18 protein-coding genes and 1 tRNA gene are annotated in these 19,359 nt (G+C 69.3%); 13 read left to right on the top strand and 6 right to left on the bottom strand.

Translation table 11 applies throughout. The features are described from left to right. Positions 1-313: 313 nt before the first annotated feature. Positions 314-2,893 (top strand): Rne/Rng family ribonuclease, encoded by a 2,580-nt coding sequence (locus AB6V29_RS02120; protein WP_369356763.1) that lies wholly within the window; start codon positions 314-316, stop codon positions 2,891-2,893. A gap of 71 nt (positions 2,894-2,964) precedes the next feature. Here the strand turns inward: AB6V29_RS02120 and AB6V29_RS02115 are convergent, their stop codons facing one another. Further along, positions 2,965-3,240, bottom strand: a complete 276-nt coding sequence (locus tag AB6V29_RS02115) for a DUF4031 domain-containing protein (RefSeq protein WP_369356762.1) — start codon at positions 3,238-3,240, stop codon at positions 2,965-2,967. Positions 3,241-3,454: 214 nt separating this feature from the next. Between AB6V29_RS02115 and rplU the strand changes: the two genes are divergently transcribed. The 10 genes from rplU to AB6V29_RS02065 all read left to right on the top strand — a co-directional run bounded on the left by rplU (position 3,455) and on the right by AB6V29_RS02065 (position 11,457). Next, complete coding sequence (gene rplU, locus AB6V29_RS02110; protein ID WP_055836929.1) at positions 3,455-3,763, top strand: 50S ribosomal protein L21; 309 nt, start codon at positions 3,455-3,457, stop codon at positions 3,761-3,763. A gap of 18 nt (positions 3,764-3,781) precedes the next feature. Continuing rightward, positions 3,782-4,042 carry a 50S ribosomal protein L27 gene (gene rpmA, locus AB6V29_RS02105; RefSeq protein WP_055836932.1) on the top strand — a complete coding sequence of 87 codons (261 nt, stop codon included), beginning with the start codon at positions 3,782-3,784 and terminating at the stop codon, positions 4,040-4,042. A 93-nt stretch (positions 4,043-4,135) separates the two neighbouring features. Next, positions 4,136-5,680, top strand: coding sequence for a GTPase ObgE (gene obgE / locus AB6V29_RS02100; protein ID WP_307316987.1), 1,545 nt, complete (start codon positions 4,136-4,138; stop codon positions 5,678-5,680). Beyond that, complete coding sequence (gene proB, locus AB6V29_RS02095; protein ID WP_267787174.1) at positions 5,677-6,522, top strand: glutamate 5-kinase; 846 nt, start codon at positions 5,677-5,679, stop codon at positions 6,520-6,522. The genes obgE and proB overlap by 4 nt, the downstream gene beginning before the upstream one ends. Continuing rightward, a complete protein-coding gene (locus tag AB6V29_RS02090; RefSeq protein WP_369356757.1) occupies positions 6,519-7,778 on the top strand; it encodes a glutamate-5-semialdehyde dehydrogenase in 1,260 nt (419 codons plus the stop codon). The genes proB and AB6V29_RS02090 overlap by 4 nt, the downstream gene beginning before the upstream one ends. Positions 7,779-7,828: 50 nt before the next feature. Further along, a complete protein-coding gene (locus AB6V29_RS02085) occupies positions 7,829-8,053 on the top strand; it encodes a hypothetical protein (protein ID WP_210074846.1) in 225 nt (74 codons plus the stop codon). Positions 8,054-8,063: 10 nt separating this feature from the next. Beyond that, entirely contained in the window at positions 8,064-8,660 is a 597-nt protein-coding gene (nadD, locus tag AB6V29_RS02080; RefSeq protein ID WP_210074848.1) for a nicotinate-nucleotide adenylyltransferase, read from the top strand. Next, entirely contained in the window at positions 8,657-9,742 is a 1,086-nt protein-coding gene (locus AB6V29_RS02075) for a hypothetical protein (RefSeq protein ID WP_369356755.1), read from the top strand. Before nadD ends, AB6V29_RS02075 begins: the two co-directional genes overlap by 4 nt. After that, positions 9,739-10,119, top strand: a complete 381-nt coding sequence (gene rsfS, locus AB6V29_RS02070; RefSeq protein WP_210074852.1) for a ribosome silencing factor — start codon at positions 9,739-9,741, stop codon at positions 10,117-10,119. Before AB6V29_RS02075 ends, rsfS begins: the two co-directional genes overlap by 4 nt. A 90-nt stretch (positions 10,120-10,209) precedes the next feature. Next, complete coding sequence (locus AB6V29_RS02065; RefSeq protein ID WP_369356753.1) at positions 10,210-11,457, top strand: LCP family protein; 1,248 nt, start codon at positions 10,210-10,212, stop codon at positions 11,455-11,457. Between the two features lie 280 nt (positions 11,458-11,737). Here AB6V29_RS02065 and AB6V29_RS02060 read toward each other — a convergent pair. The 5 genes from AB6V29_RS02060 to AB6V29_RS02040 all read right to left on the bottom strand — a co-directional run bounded on the left by AB6V29_RS02060 (position 11,738) and on the right by AB6V29_RS02040 (position 15,356). Continuing rightward, positions 11,738-11,810, bottom strand: a tRNA-Ala gene (locus AB6V29_RS02060). 40 nt (positions 11,811-11,850) lie between these two features. Next, positions 11,851-12,759 (bottom strand): 3-methyladenine DNA glycosylase, encoded by a 909-nt coding sequence (locus AB6V29_RS02055; protein WP_307316978.1) that lies wholly within the window; start codon positions 12,757-12,759, stop codon positions 11,851-11,853. Next, complete coding sequence (locus AB6V29_RS02050) at positions 12,756-13,466, bottom strand: SOS response-associated peptidase (RefSeq protein WP_267787180.1); 711 nt, start codon at positions 13,464-13,466, stop codon at positions 12,756-12,758. The genes AB6V29_RS02055 and AB6V29_RS02050 overlap by 4 nt, the downstream gene beginning before the upstream one ends. Positions 13,467-13,638: 172 nt before the next feature. Next, the gene (locus tag AB6V29_RS02045; protein WP_210074856.1) at positions 13,639-14,670 is read right to left on the bottom strand and encodes an App1 family protein; all 1,032 of its coding nucleotides are present in this window, start codon (positions 14,668-14,670) and stop codon (positions 13,639-13,641) included. A 5-nt stretch (positions 14,671-14,675) separates the two neighbouring features. Next, positions 14,676-15,356, bottom strand: a complete 681-nt coding sequence (locus tag AB6V29_RS02040) for a DedA family protein (RefSeq protein WP_210074858.1) — start codon at positions 15,354-15,356, stop codon at positions 14,676-14,678. A 42-nt stretch (positions 15,357-15,398) separates the two neighbouring features. Here AB6V29_RS02040 and pabB point away from each other — a divergent pair, with 42 nt between their 5' ends. Further along, positions 15,399-16,637, top strand: coding sequence for an aminodeoxychorismate synthase component I (gene pabB, locus AB6V29_RS02035; RefSeq protein WP_369356751.1), 1,239 nt, complete (start codon positions 15,399-15,401; stop codon positions 16,635-16,637). Positions 16,638-16,702: 65 nt separating this feature from the next. After that, a complete protein-coding gene (gene leuS, locus AB6V29_RS02030) occupies positions 16,703-19,276 on the top strand; it encodes a leucine--tRNA ligase (RefSeq protein ID WP_369356749.1) in 2,574 nt (857 codons plus the stop codon). Positions 19,277-19,359 lie beyond the last annotated feature (83 nt).

Below are 19,359 nucleotides of genomic sequence, written 5' to 3'. Positions count from 1 at the left end.
GGTTATGGTGGCCCCCTTCGCCGGAGCTTCGACCATATCGAGGCCCCGTTTCGTGCGAGAAGTCTCTGTGGATAAGTGCAGGCAACCGCGACGGTCGTGGGCGTTCCCGGCACTTCGTGCGATAATGAAGGCTGATGTGACCGCGGCCGCGCCGCAGGAACATCACCCAGAAGACTTCGGGCGATGACCGCCCTTCGCAGCACGAGCCGCAGGCCGGCTGCAGACCGAGTGAGTTCGCGGCCCCGCCGGGTGCGGCGCCGCATGAGATTTCGTCGGACGACGCGCGGTGTCGTCCGCCAGGGAGTACCCCGACATGGCCGATGTGACAGACGAACAGAATCCCGCCGACGAGACGGCGATCTCTCCCGAGACCGAGGCTCCTTCCTCCGACGCGACGCCCGCGGTCGACGAAGAAGAGGCAGCGGTCCAGGATGCCGAGGACGCGGCCGCCGACGACACCGAGGCGCCCGCGGTGCTGGACGTGGAGGACATCCCCGCGGCCGACGATGACGACGAGACCGCACAGGTCGCCGCCCCCGAGCAGCAGGCTGCCGAGCCCGTCCCCGCCGCGGAGATCGACGCACCGCCCGCGGACGCCGAGAGCTCGGCATCCGGTGCCGTCTCGGACGACTCCGCTCAGGCCGAGAAGGCCACGGCGGAACCCGCCGCCGCTTCGGAGCAGCCCGAGGCCCCCGCCGTGCCCGAGAAGCCCGGCCGCCCGACCGCCGTGTCTCTGGGCCTGCTCCCCGCGAACTTCGTGTCGGCCGTCTCGACGGCCCTGCACTTCTACGCTCCCGCCCTCCCTCCCGTCGTCATCCGCGACGACTTCGACGACCGCGACGACGAGGGCCCCTCCGAGCGCGTCTCGGCCAACGCTCGCCGCCGCAACCGCCGCCGCGGGGGACCCAACGACAACCGCGACGAGCCCCTCGAGTCCCCGGCCGCACCTCCCGTGCGCCAGCGCGCAGTCGAGGTCATCACCGAGCCGCAGCGCATCAAGGGGTCGACGCGTCTCGAGGCCAAGAAGCAGCGTCGTCGCGACGGTCGCGAAGCCGGTCGCCGACGCCCCGTCGTCACCGAGGCCGAGTTCCTCGCCCGTCGCGAGGCCGTCGACCGCGTGATGGTCGTGCGCTCGAAGGCCGGTCGTATCCAGATCGCCGTCCTCGAAGACAACGTGCTCGTGGAGCACTACGTCGCGCGCAATCAGGACGCCTCTCTCATCGGCAACGTGTACCTCGGTCGCGTTCAGAACGTGCTGCCCAGCATGGAGGCCGCCTTCGTCGACATCGGACGCGGCCGCAATGCCGTGCTCTACTCCGGCGAGGTCGATTGGGACGGCGTCGAGACCAACAACCAGCCCCGACGCATCGAGCTCGCGCTCAAGTCGGGCGACCGCGTGCTCGTGCAGGTCACGAAGGACCCGGTGGGTCACAAGGGCGCACGACTGACGAGCCAGATCTCGCTGCCCGGCCGCTATCTCGTCTACGTGCCCAACGGCACGATGAACGGCATCTCCCGCAAGCTTCCCGACACCGAGCGTGCGCGCCTGAAGAAGATCCTCAAAGAGGTGCTGCCCGAGTCTTCCGGCGTCATCGTGCGCACCGCGGCCGAGGGCGCCACCGAGGAGCAGCTGACCCTCGACGTGCAGCGCCTCACGTCGCAGTGGGAGCACGTGTCGAGCCAGGTCAAGACCATCCAGGCCCCCGCCCTGCTGCACTCCGAGCCCGATCTTCTGGTCAAGATCGTCCGCGATGTCTTCAACGAGGACTTCACGCGCATGCTCATCCAGGGCGACGAGGCATTGCAGACCATCTCCTGGTACCTGCAGGGCGTCGCCCCCGACCTGCTCGAGCGGGTCGAGAAGTACGAAGGCGAGCAGGATCCGTTCGACGCGTTCCGGGTCACCGAGCAGATCGAGAAGGCCCTCGACCGCAAGGTCTGGCTGCCCTCCGGCGGTTCGCTCGTGATCGACCGCACCGAGGCCATGACCGTCGTCGACGTCAACACCGGCAAGTTCGTCGGCTCCGGCGGCAACCTCGAAGAGACCGTCACCAAGAACAACCTCGAAGCGGCCGAAGAGATCGTGCGCCAGCTGCGCCTGCGCGACATCGGCGGCATCATCGTGGTCGACTTCATCGACATGGTGCTCGAGTCCAACCGCGATCTCGTGCTGCGTCGTCTGATCGAATGCCTCAGCCGCGACCGCACGAAGCACCAGGTCGCCGAAGTCACTTCTCTCGGCCTCGTACAGATGACGAGGAAGAAGCTCGGCCTCGGCCTGCTCGAGACCTTCAGCGAGGCGTGCGAGGTGTGCGCCGGTCGCGGAGTCATCGTGCACCACGACCCCGTCGCGAAGCACCGCCCCGCAGGCTCCTCAAACGGCGGCGGCAACGGCAACGGCTCCTCGAACCGTCGCGGTCGAGGCTCCAACAACGGCTCCAACGGCTCCAACGGCAATGCCACGTCCGGCGGCGGCAATGCGGCGCAGAACGGCGGCAACGGAAACGGCGGGGGAGCGGCGGCCCAGGCCGGCGGCACCCACGTGATCACCGAGGGCGTCAAGTCGGCTCTCGCGCAGATCGCGGCATCGACCGTCAAGCCCACCATCGACGACCCCTCGATCGTCGAGGCGGCGGTCGTGGCATCCGTCGAGGCCGTTCTCGATGCCAAGACCGAGGCCGCTGCCGAGGCTCCCGCGCCGGTTCGCGAGAAGCGGCCGCGCAAGAAGCGCGAGCCCAAGGCTCCGCGCACCGAGAAGGACGCCCTGCTCGAATCGGTCTTGGAGGCCCTGCCCGAACCCAAGGCTCCGGGACAGGGGCGCTCGCGCCGCCGCGTGACCACCGCCGCCCTGACCGGCACGCCGGTGAACGCGCAGCCGTCGTCCGAATCCTGAGTTCGCTTCTGATCGTTTGAGGGGTCATCTTCTGTCGCGGAGCTCTGCTCGCAGCGGCCGAAGATGGCCCCTCACGGCTGAGGGCGCCGTTCCCGAGCCGTGATCCGCAGTCCCGAGGCTCGCAGGCGTCGCACGAGTTCCTTGCCGCCCACATGCTCGGCCCCCGCGCGAACGAGGTCGGCGTGCCGCTCGTCGGGCACGTCGTAATGATCGAGGTCGAACGCTCGGGAGGGGATTCCGGCTGCCGCGGCGAAGGCGTGGAGCTCCGCGAGATCGCTGTCGCTGACCAAATGAGCCCACAGCCGTCCATGCGCGGGCCACTGCGGGTCGTCGATCAGAATTGCCATCCCGCGATCCTACGGTCGACACGCGGGTCGAATGCTTTTGCCGGATGCCGCCGGGTGAGCTAAACTTGACCCTTGGTGCGTCGCGTCCACTCCTGATAAGAGCGTGACCCCGCGGGTTCTGCCCGCCGGATCGCACCGAGACTTGGGTCTTCAGACCCTCCCGACGTCATCAGACAACCGGAGCTCCGCGCTCCCGAACGAAAACAGGTGTGAAGTGGTTTACGCAGTTGTGCGCGCCGGCGGCCGCCAGGAGAAGGTCCAGGTCGGCACGGTCGTCGTGCTCGACCGCCAGAAGGCGAAGATCGGCGAGAGCATTCAGCTGCCCGCCGTCCTGTTCGTCGACGGCGACGCGGTCACGACCGACGCCGACAAGCTCGCGAAGGTCTCGGTCACGGCCGAGGTGCTCGGCGAGGAGCGCGGTCCGAAGATCGTGATCCAGAAGTTCAAGAACAAGACCGGCTACAAGAAGCGCCAGGGACACCGTCAGGACCTCACGCGCGTCAAGATCACCGGCATCAAGTAAGAGCCAGGAGACGCAGAGATGGCACACAAAAAGGGCGCAAGCTCCACCCGTAACGGTCGTGATTCCAACGCACAGCGCCTCGGCGTGAAGCGCTTCGGCGGCCAGGTCGTCCTCGCCGGCGAGATCATCGTCCGCCAGCGCGGCACGCACTTCCACCCCGGCGCCAACGTCGGCCGCGGCGGCGACGACACGCTGTTCGCCCTGGCCCCCGGCGCCGTCCAGTTCGGCGCGAAGGGCGGCCGCAAGGTCGTCAACATCGTCACCGCAGCAGCGGAGTAATTCCCGCGCTTCGGCGCACGAGGGGGTGGGCGCTGCCCACCCCCTCTTCTTTTTTCGAGTCGGCTCGGCCGGCCACACCCGGAAGGACCCGCCATGGTCACCTTCGTCGACCGCGTGACCCTGCACCTGCGTGCGGGAAAGGGCGGCAACGGCTGCGTCTCGGTGCGCCGTGAGAAGTTCAAGCCGCTGGCCGGTCCCGACGGCGGCAACGGGGGCAGCGGCGGCGACGTCGTGCTCGTCGCCGACCCGCAGACGACCACCCTGCTCTCGTACCACCACTCGCCGCACCGCTCCGCGGGCAACGGCGGGTTCGGCATGGGCGACCACCGCTCCGGCGCCCTGGGCGAGGACCAGGAGCTCCCGGTGCCGCTCGGCACCGTCGTGAAGGATCTCGACGGCAACGTCCTCGTCGACATGCTCACCCCCGGCATGCGCTTCGTCGCCGCGCCGGGTGGTCTCGGCGGCCTCGGCAACGCGGCACTCGCCTCTCCCAAACGCAAAGCCCCCGGCTTCGCTCTTCTGGGCACTCCCGGTTACGAGGGCGATGTCGTCCTCGAGCTCAAGACCGTCGCCGATGTGGCATTGGTCGGCTTCCCTTCGGCGGGCAAGTCGAGCCTGATCGCCGCGGTGTCGGCCGCGCGCCCCAAGATCGCCGACTACCCGTTCACGACGCTGCACCCGAACCTGGGCGTCGTGCAGGCGGGCGACGCCCGCTTCACGATCGCCGACGTCCCCGGCCTCATCGAGGGCGCGAGCGAGGGCAAGGGTCTGGGTCTGGAGTTCCTGCGTCACGTCGAGCGCTGCACGGCCCTCGTCCACGTGCTCGACTGCGCCACGCTCGACCCGGGCCGCGACCCGCTGAGCGACCTCGACATCATCCTGGCCGAGCTCGCCGCGTACCCGGTTCCCGACGGGCAGATCCCGCTGCTCGAGCGGCCCCAGATCATCGCGCTGAACAAGGTCGACGTCCCCGAGGCGCACGAGCTCGCCGACTTCGTGCGGCCCGACCTCGAGGCCCGCGGCTTCCGCGTGTTCGAGATCTCGACCGTCAGTCGCGCCGGGCTCCGCGAACTCACCTTCGCTCTCGGCGAGATCGTCGAGCAGCACCGTCTCGCCACGATCGATCAGGCTCCCGCCGAGCGCGTCGTCATCCGGCCGCGCGGCGCGGAGAAGGACTTCACGATCAAGGTCGAGGGCGGCACCTACGGTCCCGTGTACCGCATCCTCGGCGACAAGCCGGTCAAGTGGGTCCAGCAGACCGATTTCCAGAACGAGGAGGCTGTGGGCTACCTCGCCGACCGCCTCGCGCGCCTGGGCGTCGAGGACGGCTTGTTCCGTGCCGGCGCGGTCGCCGGTGCGACCGTCGTCATCGGTCCGGGCGACGGCATCGTCTTCGACTGGGAGCCCACCCTGACCTCGGCCGCCGAGCTCATGACGGCCCCGCGCGGCACCGACCCCCGTCTCGTGCAGAACTCGCGTCGGACCTCCTCCGAGCGTCGCGCCGAGTATCACGAGCGCATGGATGCCAAGGCCGACGCCCGAGCCGAGCTCGAGGCCGAACGCCGCGCGGCGCGTGCCGTGGGCATCTCTCCCGACGGTGATTCGTCCCCGCTCTCGCCCGAGGACGAGGACCGGTGACCGCGACGACGCGCGCCGACATCCCCGGCGCCGCTCGCGTCGTGGTGAAGGTCGGTTCGTCGTCGATCAGCGGAGACGGCGCGCACCGCATCGACACGATCGTCGAGGCACTCTCGCGCGCTCACGGCGAGGGTACCGAGGTCGTCCTCGTGTCGTCGGGGGCGATCGCGACCGCTCTTCCGCTCCTCGACCTTCAGGGTCGCCCGAACGACCTCGCCACCCAGCAGGCCGCCGCGGCGGTCGGACAGAACGTCCTCATGTGGCGGTATCAGACCTCGCTCGACCGCTTCGGTCTGCTCGCGGGGCAGGTGCTGCTCACCGCGGGCGATCTCGAGAACGCCACCCACCGCTCGAACGCGCGCCGCGCCATGGAGCGGTTGCTGGGGCTCGGAATCCTGCCCATCGTCAACGAGAACGACACCGTGGCCACCCACGAGATCCGCTTCGGCGACAACGATCGGCTGGCCGCTCTCGTGGCGCAGCTGATCGGGGCGGACGTGCTCGTCCTGCTCAGCGACATCGAGACGCTCTTCACCCTCCCGCCCAGCGAGCCGGGTGCACGCCCCATCACCGACGTCGCCTGGGGCGACGACCTGTCGGACTTCGAGTTCGGCGCGGGCGTCGTCAACGGCGTGGGCACCGGGGGAGCGGCCACCAAGGCCTCCGCGGCCAAGCTCGCCTCGACCGCGGGCGTGGGCGTCCTCGTCACGAGCGCCGACCTTGTGGCATCCGCTCTCGCGGGGGAGTCGGTGGGCACCTGGTTCGCCCCCAACCCCGACCCCGTGACCCTGTCCACCGGTCCCGTGGGCGCCCTGACGCGCGCCGGTACACTGAGCGCATGACCGTGATCGCCGCCTCCGTGGACGAGCGCCTGCGTCTGGCCAAAGACGCGGCGCGCGAGATCGGACTCCTCGACTCCGCTCGCAAAAGCGCGCTCCTGCACGCGGTGGCCGACCTTCTCGAGGCGTCGTCCGCCGAGATCGTCGCCGCCAACGCCGAAGACCTCGAAAGAGGGCGGGAAGATTCCATCGGCGAGGCGCTCCTGGACCGCCTCCGTCTCGACGACACGCGCGTGTCGGCCCTGGCCGCCGCGGTTCGCGACGTGGCCGATCTCCCCGACCCGGTCGGTCGCGTGCTCGACAGCCGCACCCTCCCCAACGGCCTCTCGCTCGAGAAGGTCGCCGTTCCCTTCGGCGTCGTCGGGTCCATCTACGAGGCCCGACCCAACGTCACCGTCGACATCGCCTCGCTCGCGCTGCGCTCCGGCAATGCCGTCGTGCTGCGCGGAGGGTCGGCAGCGCAGAGCAGCAACGCGACGCTCGTGCGCATCATGCGCGACGCGCTGGCGAGCCAGGGCGTGAACCCCGAGGCCATCCAGAGCGTCGACGATTTCGGTCGCGACGGCGCGAAGGCCCTCATGAACGCCCGAGGCCTGGTCGACGTGCTCGTTCCGCGCGGCAGCGCCGGACTCATCGAGACCGTCGTCACCGAGTCCACCGTCCCCGTCATCGAGACCGGTGCAGGCGTCGTGCACGTCTACCTGGACGCCACCGCCCGCGACGACTGGGCCCGCGACATCGTGCTCAACGCCAAGACGCAGCGCCCGAGCGTCTGCAACGCCGTCGAGACGGTGCTCGTGCACCGTGCGGCGGCCGGTCGGCTGCTACCGGAGCTGCTGGCGTCCCTGGCCGATGCCGGCGTGACCGTGCACGGCGACGACGACACGCGTGCGCACGATGCGCGCGTCGTCGCGGCGACCGACGACGACTGGTCGCGCGAGTACGGCACCCTCGACCTCGCCGTCCGTGTCGTCGACGACCTCGACGAGGCGTTGGCGCACATCCGCCGATACTCGACGCACCACACCGAGTCGATCATCACCGACAACCCCGCGGCGGCCGACCGCTTTCTCGCCGAGGTCGACTCTGCGGTGGTGCTGGTGAACGCCTCGACGCGTTTCACCGACGGAGGCGAGTTCGGCTTCGGCGCCGAGGTCGGCATCTCCACGCAGAAACTCCACGCCCGCGGACCCATGAGCCTCGCCGAGCTGACGAGCACCAAGTGGCTCGGGCGCGGCGACGGCCAGGTACGCGCCTGACCGCCTAAAATGGGACGCGCGCCTCGCGCAGACCTCTGATCGGAGCACTGATGACTTTCGTCGCACTTCTGGCCCACGCCGCAGAAGAAGGCGCCCACCACGGCGGCAACGTCCAGGCCCAGACCTTCTGGTATGGCGCCGTGGCGTTCCTGGTTTTCGTCGCCCTGAGCCTCGTGACGCTGTCGTACCGCAACGTGTCGAACCGTCACGCGCACAAGGCGGCGGCGTACACCCAGAAGCACGGGACGCCCACCCCCGAGGCGCACGGCCACTGAGGCCCACCGTATGTCGGTGACGCGCGCCCCTCGCATCGGGGTCATGGGTGGGACGTTCGATCCCATCCATCACGGTCACCTGGTCGCTGCCAGCGAGGTCGCTCAATCGTTCGACCTCGACGAGGTCGTCTTCGTTCCGACGGGTCGCCCGTGGCAGAAGGACGACGTCACCGAGAGCGAGCACCGCTACCTCATGACGGTGATCGCCACGGCATCCAATCCGCAGTTCACCGTGAGTCGCGTCGACATCGATCGCGCGGGACCCACGTACACGATCGACACCCTGCGCGACCTGCAGGAGCAGCGCCCCGGTGCGGAGTTGTTCTTCATTACCGGCGCCGACGCGGTCGCCCAGATCCTCAGCTGGCGCAATCACCAGGAGCTGTGGGATCTCGCGCACTTCGTCGCCGTCTCCCGACCCGGCCACGTCCTCACCACCGAGGGCCTTCCCGCCGAGAACGTGAGCCAGCTGGAGATCCCGGCCCTGTCGATCTCGTCCACAGACTGCCGCGCCCGTGTGCGCCGGGGCCACCCCGTGTGGTACCTCGTGCCCGACGGCGTCGTGCAGTACATCGCGAAGCACCACCTCTACCGGAGCACAGCATGAGCACTCCCGAGAACCCCGAGACTCCCGCGCTGACCCGTCGTCAGCTGCGCGAGCTCCGCCAGACCGGCGCGACGCCCATCATCGTCCCGCAGCGCGAGGGCGAGACTCCGGATGCCGAAACCCCGGCCGCCGCGGCCGGAGCCCCCGAGTCGGTGGTCGTCGATCGCGTTCCCGAGCCTGCTGCGGCGCAGGAGCCCCCGGTCGACTCGTCCGCGGTCGAGGAGTCCTCCACCGAGACGGAGCAGGAGCATCAGCCCGCCGTCTCGGAAGAGCCGACGCCCGCCGCCACGCGCGATGAGCCCTTCGCCCCTGCCCTGCGCCCGGCCTCCTTCGACGGAGGTTTCGGCGATGGCGACTTCGGTGTCACCGGCCTGACCCGTCGTCAGGTGCGCGCGCAGGAGAAGATCCGGACCGCCGCGGTACCTGTGATCAGCTCCGACCTCCAGTCGTCGTTGTCCCACCAGAGCGCCGCGCCGGAGCCGCAGGTCGAGGACGAGTCCGCCCAGCCCGCCATCTTCCGTCCGGCAGCGCCAGACGCCGCTGACGCTCCGACCGCCGCGGACGCCGGTCCCGGCGCCTCGGTGGTGAATCCCGCCCTCGGTTCCGAGCTGCTCGACGGGGCGACGCCCGAGGTCACGCTGCCCGACTCGTTCGACCAGCTCCTTTCGCGCAACACCGCCGCCAGCGGTGCGGTGTCGACCCCCAACGCGCTCATTCTGTCGCAGACCCCCGCCGGCGTTCCGCTGGTCGGCCCCGTCACCGCGACCGGCGAGGTCATGATCACCGGCACCTTCGAGCTGCCCGAGGGCCTGGGCTCGGTCGGACACGCACCCGGCACCACCGACGGCCGTGACGCCGACGCGGTGCTTCTCGACGGCGAGCTTCCGCCCGCCTCGTCACCCACCCCGATCGCTGCAAGTGCCGCGATCAGCACGGTCAAGCAGCCCGGCGAGATCATTCGTCCGCCGGCGCCCGAGAAGGGCAGCAAGCTCCTCATCGGGCTCATCATCACGACCGGTGCTCTCTTCCTGGCGGTGGCCGTCACTCTCGGCCTCGCCTTCACGACAGGAGTCTTCCGATGACAGCCACCGACAACGGTCGCGAGATGGCGCAGATCGCCGCCCTCGCCGCCGACGCGAAGGGCGGCGACGATATCGTCGCCCTCGACGTCTCCGAGCCACTTCCGCTCGTCGACATCTTCCTCCTCGTCACCGGTCGCAACGAGCGCAACGTCGCCGCGATCGCCGACGAGATCGAAGAGAAGCTCCTCGAGCACGGGCACAAGCGCGTTCGTCGCGAGGGCCGACAGGAATCCCGCTGGGTCCTGCTCGACTTCGGAGACCTCGTCGTCCACGTCTTCCACGAGGAAGAGCGCGTCTACTACGGCCTGGAGCGCCTCTGGAAGGACTGCCCGGTCGTTCCGATCGAGCTTCCCACGCCGGCCCACGCCGCCGACTGACACCGATCACGTCGACGCCCTCTGCCCGATGGCAGAGGGCGTTCTCGTTCGTACGCCGGATTCATAGACGCCAGAGCGCATGCTGGGTCGGTGTCACCGACCTCGCACCGTGTCCGCCGCAACAGTCGCCGGCTCCTGCTCATCGTCGCCGCCATCGTCACCACGGCGGTCGTCGGCACCGTGGCCTTCGTCGCCGTCAATCTCGTCGGGGCGGCCGATGGCATCCATCATTCCGATGCGGTCCTGCCGACCGCCGCACCGGGCATCGCCCAGGACGAGGGAGAGCAGAACATTCTCATCATGGGGCTCGACAGCCGCGTGGACGAGGACGGGAAGCCGTACCCGAAGGAGATCTACGACGCGATCCACGCGGAGGACGCCTCGGTCGGCGGGTACAACACGAACGTGCTGATGTACGTGCACATCCCCGCCGGTGGCGGACAAGCGGTCGCCGTCTCCATCCCACGCGACGACTACGTCGATTACGCGGGAGCCCCCGGGGGAACGAAGAAGGGCAAGATCAAGGAGGCCTACGGGCGGGCTTTCGCCGCCAAGAACGACGAGCTCCGCGCGGCGGGTGTGTCGGACGACGAGGCTTACCAGCAGGCCCGCGACTCCGCCCGTACCGAGGAGATGCAGACGGTATCGCAGTTCCTGGGCGGTGTGCCGATCGACCATTTCGTCGAAGTGACGATGGCAGCGTTCTACCGGGTCGCCCAGGCCGTGCAGCCGATCTCGGTGTGCCTCAACCACGCGACCGCCGATACGTACTCCGGTGCGAACTTCGCGGCGGGGGCGCAGCAGATCGACGCCTCACAGGCGATGGCCTTCGTGCGTCAGCGTCGCGACACGGAATACCGCAACGTCTTCCTCACCGACCTCGACCGCACGCGCCGCCAGCAGGCGTTCATGGTGTCGCTCGCACTCAAACTCCGCGATGCTCAGACGTTCACCGACTTCGGACGCCTGCAAGATCTTCTCGACACCGCGAAGCAATTCGTCGCCGTCGACAAGGGCTTCGATCTGCTCAGCCTCGCCTCGACCGCCCAGCGCCTCGCCGGGGGAGACGTCACGTTCCAGACTCTGCCGGTCGAGCGTTTCGGCACGATCGACGGCGAGAGCGTGAACATCGTCGACCAGAAAGCCATCGCGGCCCAGGTCAGCACCTTGCTGCACCCCGCCCCGGCTGCGACCCCGGACGCCGGGACGGATGCCGAAACCCCACCGAGCGACGCTCCCTCGGCGTCCGCGCCGGCGGCATCGCCCAGTCCGACGTCGTCTGTGTACACCGACTCGCAGCAGCCGATGCGCGCGGGGTCGGTGCCTTGCGTTAACTGAGGCGGTTTCCTCCTGCCGCTCGCCGTGCCGCTCGCCAGGTCGACGCCCGGGCGCGGCGGAGGCCGATCGGCGAGGTGTCTGCGAGGTTCGCGGAGGCCGGGTACGAGATGCGAGCGCCATCGGGCGCTGGCAGCGCTACACGCGAGCGGACCCGGGCGAATGACGGAAACCGGATGCTCACCGCTGACACCCGAGAGGGGTGCCGCGCGGTGAACGCGAGGCGGGTGAGCCCGACGGAAACGAAGAAGGCCTCCGCCGAAGCGGAGGCCTTCTTTCTAGGTGGACCTGAGGGGACTCGAACCCCTGACCCCCTGCATGCCATGCAGGTGCGCTACCAGCTGCGCCACAGGCCCGTTTTTTGTTTTCCGCCCCGTTTGAGGCAACTCCATGAGCTTACAACACAGATTGCGACGGCAAGAAATCGGTGCAGCCGGGCGTGTCGTCGGGGCCCGTCACGGCCGTGATGACGGCGCGTCTGAGTGCCTGACCGCGCTCGCTCAACCCACGCTGCCGGGCGACGTACTCCGCCTTTCCCTCGGGCGTCTCGATGGCCACCGGAACATAGCCCCAACCGGTGAGGTCGTAGGGGGAGGCCTGCATGTCGAGCGTGCGGATATCGCGCGCGAGCTCGAAGGCATCGAGCAACAGGGCACCGGGGACCAGCGGCCCGAGCTTCACCGCCCACTTGTAGACGTCCATGCCCGCGTGCAGACACCCCGGCTGCTCGCGCGCGACCTGGTCGTCGCGACGGAGCGGCGTGCGGTTGAGCGGTACGGCCTCGGGAGTGAAGAAACGGAAGGCGTCGAAGTGCGTGCACTTGAGGTCGTGAGCCTCGACCACCGCGTCGGTGCCGTCACGTCCGAGACGCAGCGGTACGGCGTGCCGCACCTCGTCAGCGCGATACGCCATCGCCCACTCGTGCAGCCCGAAGCACCCGAACTGCGCCGGCCGGTCGCGGGTCGCCCGCAGCAGGTTGACGACACCGCGGTACATCGAACCTCTCTCGGCGCGGAAGCGCGCTGCGTCCACCTCGACGCCGTCGCCCTCCGCCCGGTACCAGCGCCAGCCGGCCCGTTCGTCGGCCTGTTCGAGCAGGACGCCCGGACCCGGGTGCCATCGCCGCAGGATGGCAGGTTTGTAGGAGTAGTACGTGAAGAGGAAGTCCTCGACCGGATGCTTCTGTGCCCGGCTTGCACGAGCGCGGTGATCGGCGGTGAGCGCGTCGGCGCGGAGCGCGTGTGCCTCGGCGTCCGCCGTCCACCGTTCGCGCGTCAGGACCTCCCGGGTCGCGAGCAGGGTCACGCGACCGGCTCGATGAGTTCGGGGGAGTCATTGCGCACGTTTCCGACCGCGGACGACACCACGTGATCGTCGAGAGTCTCGACCATGTCGGGTGCTGCGTCGATAGCGGCATCGAGGACGTCTCCGACGTTCTCGGTCGTCGGGTCGAGCCAGGCATCGGCGAAGTCGGGATCCATGAACAGCGGCATGCGGTCGTGGATGGACCCCAGTCGCCCGATCGCGTCGCGCGTGAGGATCGTGCAGCTCAGTACCCATCTCGCCGGGTCGTCGGCGGCGAGGGCGGGATTCTTCCACCACTCGTAGAGGCCCGCGAAGAACAGCGGCGACCCGTCGGCGGGGTGGATGTAGTGGGGGGTCTTGCCCTCTTCGGTGGTCTTCCATTCGTAGTACCCGGATGCCGGGATCACGGCGCGCCGTTTGATGAGCGCATCGCGGAACATCGGCTTGTCCTCGACGTCTTCGCTACGGGCGTTGAATGCCCGCGCGCCGACCTTGACGTCTTTCGCCCAGCCGGGAACGAGGCCCCACCGCGCGACCTCGAGGCGACGCACCGGGGGCTCGCTCTTGATCGAGTCGAGCACGATGCCGATCTGGGAGGTGGGCGCGATGTTGTACGAGGGCTGCGGCAACTCGTCGGCCTGGACGTCGACGCGCAGCACCCCCACGAGCTCTGAGGCCACGTTGGCTACGACGAATCGACCGCACATGTTCCCACCGTACGCGTCCCCTCCGACATCGAATCACGCCGGGAGCGGCCGCGTACGACCTCGACGGTGCACCACGTCCGCCGCACGAGAACGGATACGTCGACACCGGATGCCGTCGACGGCGCGCACGCCAGCGGGGTAAGCCCGGCGCCGGGCGCCGCGGCATCCGGAATCAGGCGTCGTTCGAGATGACGCCCGTGCTGCGGAGGCGGTCGAGAAGACCCGCACCGTCGGACTCGGTCACCCACGGCACCTCGGCAGCCGAATGGTCGTCGACCACCGTGCGGCCACCGGCGAGAACGGCTTCGGCGGGGAGGAGTTTGCGGATCGCGACCGCGGCGACGTTCTGCGGGTGCTCGATGGCGAACCCGGTGTAGATGGCGTCGTCGTGCTGGCCGTCGTCGCCCACCAGCAGCCACTTCACCCGCGGGAACTCCGCGGCGAGTCGGCGGAGGTTCTGCTCCTTGTGCTCTCGGCCGCTGCGGAACCACCGATCGTGGGTGGGGCCCCAGTCGGTGAGGAGGAAGGACCCCGAGGGGAAGAGGTGGCGTCGCATGAAACGCGTCAGCGTCGGTGCGACGTTCCAGGCGCCGGTCGAGAGGTAGATCACCGGAGTGCCCGGGTGCTCGCGGGTGAGCCGTTCGAGCATGACGGCCATGCCGGGCACGGGCTGGCGTGCGTGCTCGTCGACGACGAAGGAGTTCCACGCGGCGAGCAGCGGTCGCGGCAGCAGCGTGACCATGACGGTGTCGTCGATGTCGCTGACTACGCCGAACCGCACGTCCGACCCCACGATGAACACGCGCGTCTCGGCGGGCTCGCTTCCCTCCACCGACATCGTGATGCTCTGCCAGCCGGGGGAGAGGGTCGCGGGCAGCTTCGCATCGATCACCCCGCCGCGGTCCGCGACGACGCGGTGCGTGACGCCGTCGATGACGATGTCGACCTGGCCGAAGCCGACGGGTACGGCCGCGAAGCTCCGCCACCCGCGGAGGCTGGCGAATTCCCCCGTCGAGGTGCGCTTGATCGGCGGGGCGATGAGCACCCGGCCGAGGACGCGGACCCACTCCTCGGTGCCGTACCCCGGAAAGCCGGTGACGGCGGGGCGCAGGCCGCGCGCGCGCGCTCGACGTTCGCGCCAGCGGTGGAAACGGCGCTCGAGTCGGGCGAACCAGAGCACTTTGGCGCGAGGGGAACGAGGCATCGCCCTCAGTCTTTCACGTCACCGTCCACCGGTTCGAGGGGGGTGGCCTCGTCGGCGAGGTGTCGGCGCTCCACACGCTCGATGACCTTCTTGCCGATGAAGACCAGCACGAGGAAGACGACGAGGATGCCGACGAAGACGTAGCCCGCGTAATGGATGCGGTCGGAGAGCTCGCGGTAGGTGCCCGCGGCCGATGCCGCGACCGTGACGTACAGACCGGCCCACACGATGCACGCGGGCGTCGTCCACGCGAGGAAACGACGGTAGCTGTAGCCGCTCATGCCCACCGTCAGCGGCACCAGCGAGTGCAGCACGGGGAGGAACCGCGACAGGAAGATGGCGGGTCCGCCGCGACGGCGCAGGTACCGGTCCGCGCGCTCCCAGTTGCGTTCGCCGAGCTTCTGCCCGACACGCGAGGCACGGATGCGTGGCCCGAAGTACCGGCCGAGCCAGAATCCGAGGCTCTCGCCGATCAGGGCCCCGACCACGATCGCCGCGGCCAGCACGACCCCTTCGATCGGGGAGGCGACCGCGGTTCCCGCGACGATCACCATGGTGTCACCCGGAACGATGAGCCCCACGAGCACGCTGGTCTCGAGGACCATGGCCACGCCCGCAACCACCGTGCGCAGCACCGGATCGACGTCGCGGACCAGGTCGAGCAGCGACGTGAGAATCTCGTTCACCTCCGTCAGCCTAGGCCAGCCGCCTCGCTCTAGCCTGGGAGCGTGCCTCCATCCGTTCCGCCGCTCACCCTGACGCGGTGGATCGACCCCGAGGCGGTGTTCCTGCACGTCTTCGCCGCCGCGGGCGACGCGTTCTGGCTCGACGCGGGCGCAGCGGCCTCGACGGGCTGGAGTTGGATGGGCACGGGACGTCTCGACGAAGCTCCCGTGGGTCTGCACCGCCGTGCCGCGGGGCCCGGCGACGCGGTCGACGACGCCGGTGCGTTCCGCGGCGGCTGGGTCGGCTGGCGCTCGTACGAGGGCCGGGACGCCTGGCTGCGCGTCGACACCTTCCTTGCTTTCGACCACGCCCGGCGACGCGTGCACGTCTTCGGCGATGCCGACCTCGCCGCCCGGGTCGCCGCCACGCCGGCGGCTGCGGCGGTGGATGCCGCGGCGGACCGGGGCACGGCATCCGCCCGTGTGAGTCCCGAGCGGTACGTCGAGCTCATCGAAGCGTGCCGCGATCGGATCCGCGAGGGCGATGCCTACCAGTTGTGTCTCACCACGCGTTTCACGGTTCCCGGCGAAGTCGACGCAGTCGACGTGTTCCGGCGGCTGCGGCAGGTCTCTGCCTCGCACCATGCGGGTTTCATCCGCATCGGCGACATGACGCTGGTGAGCGCTTCTCCCGAGCGCTTCCTCGAGGTGCGCGGTGGCCGCGTGCACACCCACCCCATCAAGGGCACGCGTCCCCGATCCACGGATCCCGCTCGCGATCGCGCCCTCGCCGACGAGCTGCGGGCCGATGCCAAGGAGCAGGCCGAGAACGTCATGATCGTCGACCTGATGCGCAACGATCTCTCGCGCGTCTGCGAACCGTCGACGGTCGGTGTCGACCGATTGCTCGAGGTCGAGACGTACCCGACCGTGCACCAATTGGTGAGCGAGGTGTCGGGCCGGCTCCTGCCCGGCACGACGATCGAAGAGGTGCTGGCCGCGGCGTTCCCCGCCGGCAGCATGACCGGTGCACCCAAGCGTTCCGCGATGCAGATCCTGCGCCGCCTCGAAGGGGCCGAGCGCGGCGTCTACTCGGGCGCCTTCGGGTGGATCGGCGACGACGGGGCGGCGGACCTCGCGATGGTCATCCGCAGCGTCGTCGTGGAGCGGGATGCCGCCTGGGTCGGCGCCGGGGGAGGCATCACGTGGCGCTCGGTCGCGGCCTCCGAGGTCGCCGAGGTGGGGATCAAGGCGCGAGCGCCGCTCGCCGCTCTCGGTGCCCGGGTGCCGCCCGGGTGGTGACGGCGGGTCCGATAGCCTGGGAGTTGGTCCCCGCGGCCTCCCGACCTTCACGATTGGCTTCACCCGTGTCTCAGAACTCCGCACCAGACCCCCGCGAGGGGGGCTTCGACACCCACGCCATCCAGGCGAAGTGGCAGCAGGCTTGGGCCGAGAAAGACCCGTTCCGCGCCGGGGGCGACGACGACACGCGCCCCCGCAAGTACGTGCTCGCGATGTTCCCGTACCCCTCGGGCGACCTGCACATGGGTCACGCCGAGAACTACCTCTACTCCGACATCGTGGCGCGCTTCTGGCGTCACCGCGGCTACAACGTGCTCAACCCCATCGGGTGGGACTCGTTCGGCCTGCCGGCCGAGAACGCGGCGATCAAGCGAGGCGCCGACCCCGTCGAATGGACCTACGCCAACATCGCCCAGCAGAAGGCGAGCCTGAAGGACTACGGCGTCTCGTTCGACTGGAGCCGCGTGCTGCACACGAGCGACCCCGAGTACTACCGCTGGAACCAGTGGCTGTTCCAGAAGCTCTACGACAAGGGCCTGGCGTACCGCAAGGACGCGCTGGTCAACTGGGACCCGGTGGATCAGACCGTGCTCGCCAACGAGCAGGTCCTTCCCGACGGCACGAGCGAGCGCAGCGGCGCCGTGGTGGTCAAGAAGAAGCTGACGCAGTGGTTCCTGCGCATCACCGACTACGCCGACCGCCTGCTCGACGACCTGAACCAGCTCGAGGGCTTCTGGCCGAGCAAGGTCATCCAGATGCAGCGCAACTGGATCGGCCGTTCGGTCGGCGCCGACATCGAGTTCGAGATCGAGGGCCGTGACGAGAAGATCACGGTCTTCTCGACGCGCCCCGATACCCTGCACGGCGCGACGTTCTTCGTCGTGGCGCCCGAGTCCGACCTGGCGGCCGAGCTCGCGGCATCCGCTGATCAGGGCGTGCGAGAGACGTTCGAGGCGTACCTGGCACAGGTGCAGCGCGCGACCGACATCGAGCGTCAGGCGACCGACCGCCCCAAGACCGGGGTGTTCCTCGGGCACTACGCGATCAACCCCATCAACGGCGAGAAGCTGCCGATCTGGGCCGCCGACTACGTGCTGGCCGACTACGGTCACGGCGCGGTCATGGCCGTGCCCGCGCACGACCAGCGCGACCTCGACTTCGCCCGCGCTTTCGACCTGCCCGTCAAGGTCGTCGTCGACACCACGGCGCCCATCACCGGTGCCATTCCCGTCATCGAACTCGACGACGAGGGTGTGCCGATCGACCCGCTCGGCGACGTCGACGACCTGGATCCGGTGAAGACCGGCATCGCGCTCACCGGAGACGGTCGCATGATGAACTCGGGGTCGCTGAACGGTCTGTCCAAGCGCCACGCGATCGCGCGCATGATCGAGGAGCTCGAGGCGAAGGGGGTCGGTCGCGCCGCCAAGACGTACCGTCTGCGCGACTGGCTGATCTCGCGTCAGCGCTACTGGGGCACGCCCATCCCGATGTTGCACGGCGAAGACGGGTCGATCACGCCCGTGCCCGCCGACCAGCTGCCGGTGACGCTGCCCTCGGTCGAGGGCCTTGACCTCAAGCCGAAGGGCACCTCCCCGCTGGGGGCGGCGACCGAATGGGTGCAGGTCACCGATCCCGAGACGGGCCAGACGCTGCTGCGCGACCCCGACACGATGGACACCTTCGTCGACAGCTCGTGGTACTACCTGCGCTTCCTGTCGCCGAACAGCGAGACCGAGGCGTTCTCGGGTCGTGAGGCCAACAAGTGGGGCCCCGTCGACTTCTACATCGGCGGCGTCGAGCACGCGATCCTGCACCTGCTGTACGCGCGCTTCATCACCAAGGCGCTGTTCGACATGGGTCTGGTGGAGTTCACCGAGCCGTTCTCGAGCCTCATCAACCAGGGCATGGTCATCCTCGACGGCACGAAGATGTCGAAGAGCAAGGGCAACCTCGTGCTGTTCCAGGAGGAGCTCGACGCCCACGGTGCCGACGCGCTGCGCGTCGCGCTCGCCTTCGCGGGCCCCGTGGAAGACGACAAGGACTGGAACGACGTCTCGACCACGGGTGCGGCGAAGTTCCTCGCCCGCGCCCTGCGCATCGCGCACGACGTCGACAGCGAGACCGACGTGGTCTGGGCCGAGGGAGACGCGTCGCTGCGTCGAGTGACGCACCGTCTGCTCGCCGATGCCGCGAACCTCGTCGAGCAGACGAAGTTCAACGTCGTCGTCGCCCGCCTGATGGAGCTGGTCAACGCCACCCGAAAGGCGATCGACGGAAAGGCCGGCGCGAGCGACCCCGCCGTCCGCGAGGCAGCCGAGGTCATCGCGATGACCCTCGACCTGTTCGCCCCGCACACCGCGGAAGAGATGTGGGCGACGCTCGGCTACGACGCCTTCGTGGGACTCGCGACCTGGCGCCAGGCCGACCCGACGCTGCTCGTGGAAGACACCGTCACCGCCGTCGTGCAGATCGACGGCAAGGTGCGCGGCACGCTCGAGGTCTCGGCCAAGATCGGCGCCGACGAGCTCGAGGCCCTCGCCCGCGGCGACGAGCGCATCGTCCGCGCCCTGGGCGAGCGCGAGATCGTGCGCGCGGTGGTGCGTCCGCCGAAGGTGGTCAGCTTCTCGACCAAGTAGGTTCTCGTTCCGGATGCCACGTTCCCGACGCTCTGCGGAGTGCGGGGGCGTGGCATCCGTCGTTCTCGGGGCGGTGTCTCGTG

It is taken from the genome of Microbacterium sp. 20-116, assembly GCF_041079415.1.
In the GTDB taxonomy this organism is placed as follows: Bacteria; Actinomycetota; Actinomycetes; order Actinomycetales; family Microbacteriaceae; genus Microbacterium.
The sequence above is the reverse complement of the archived record's forward strand: the minus strand, read 5'-3'. Positions and strand labels throughout refer to the sequence as shown.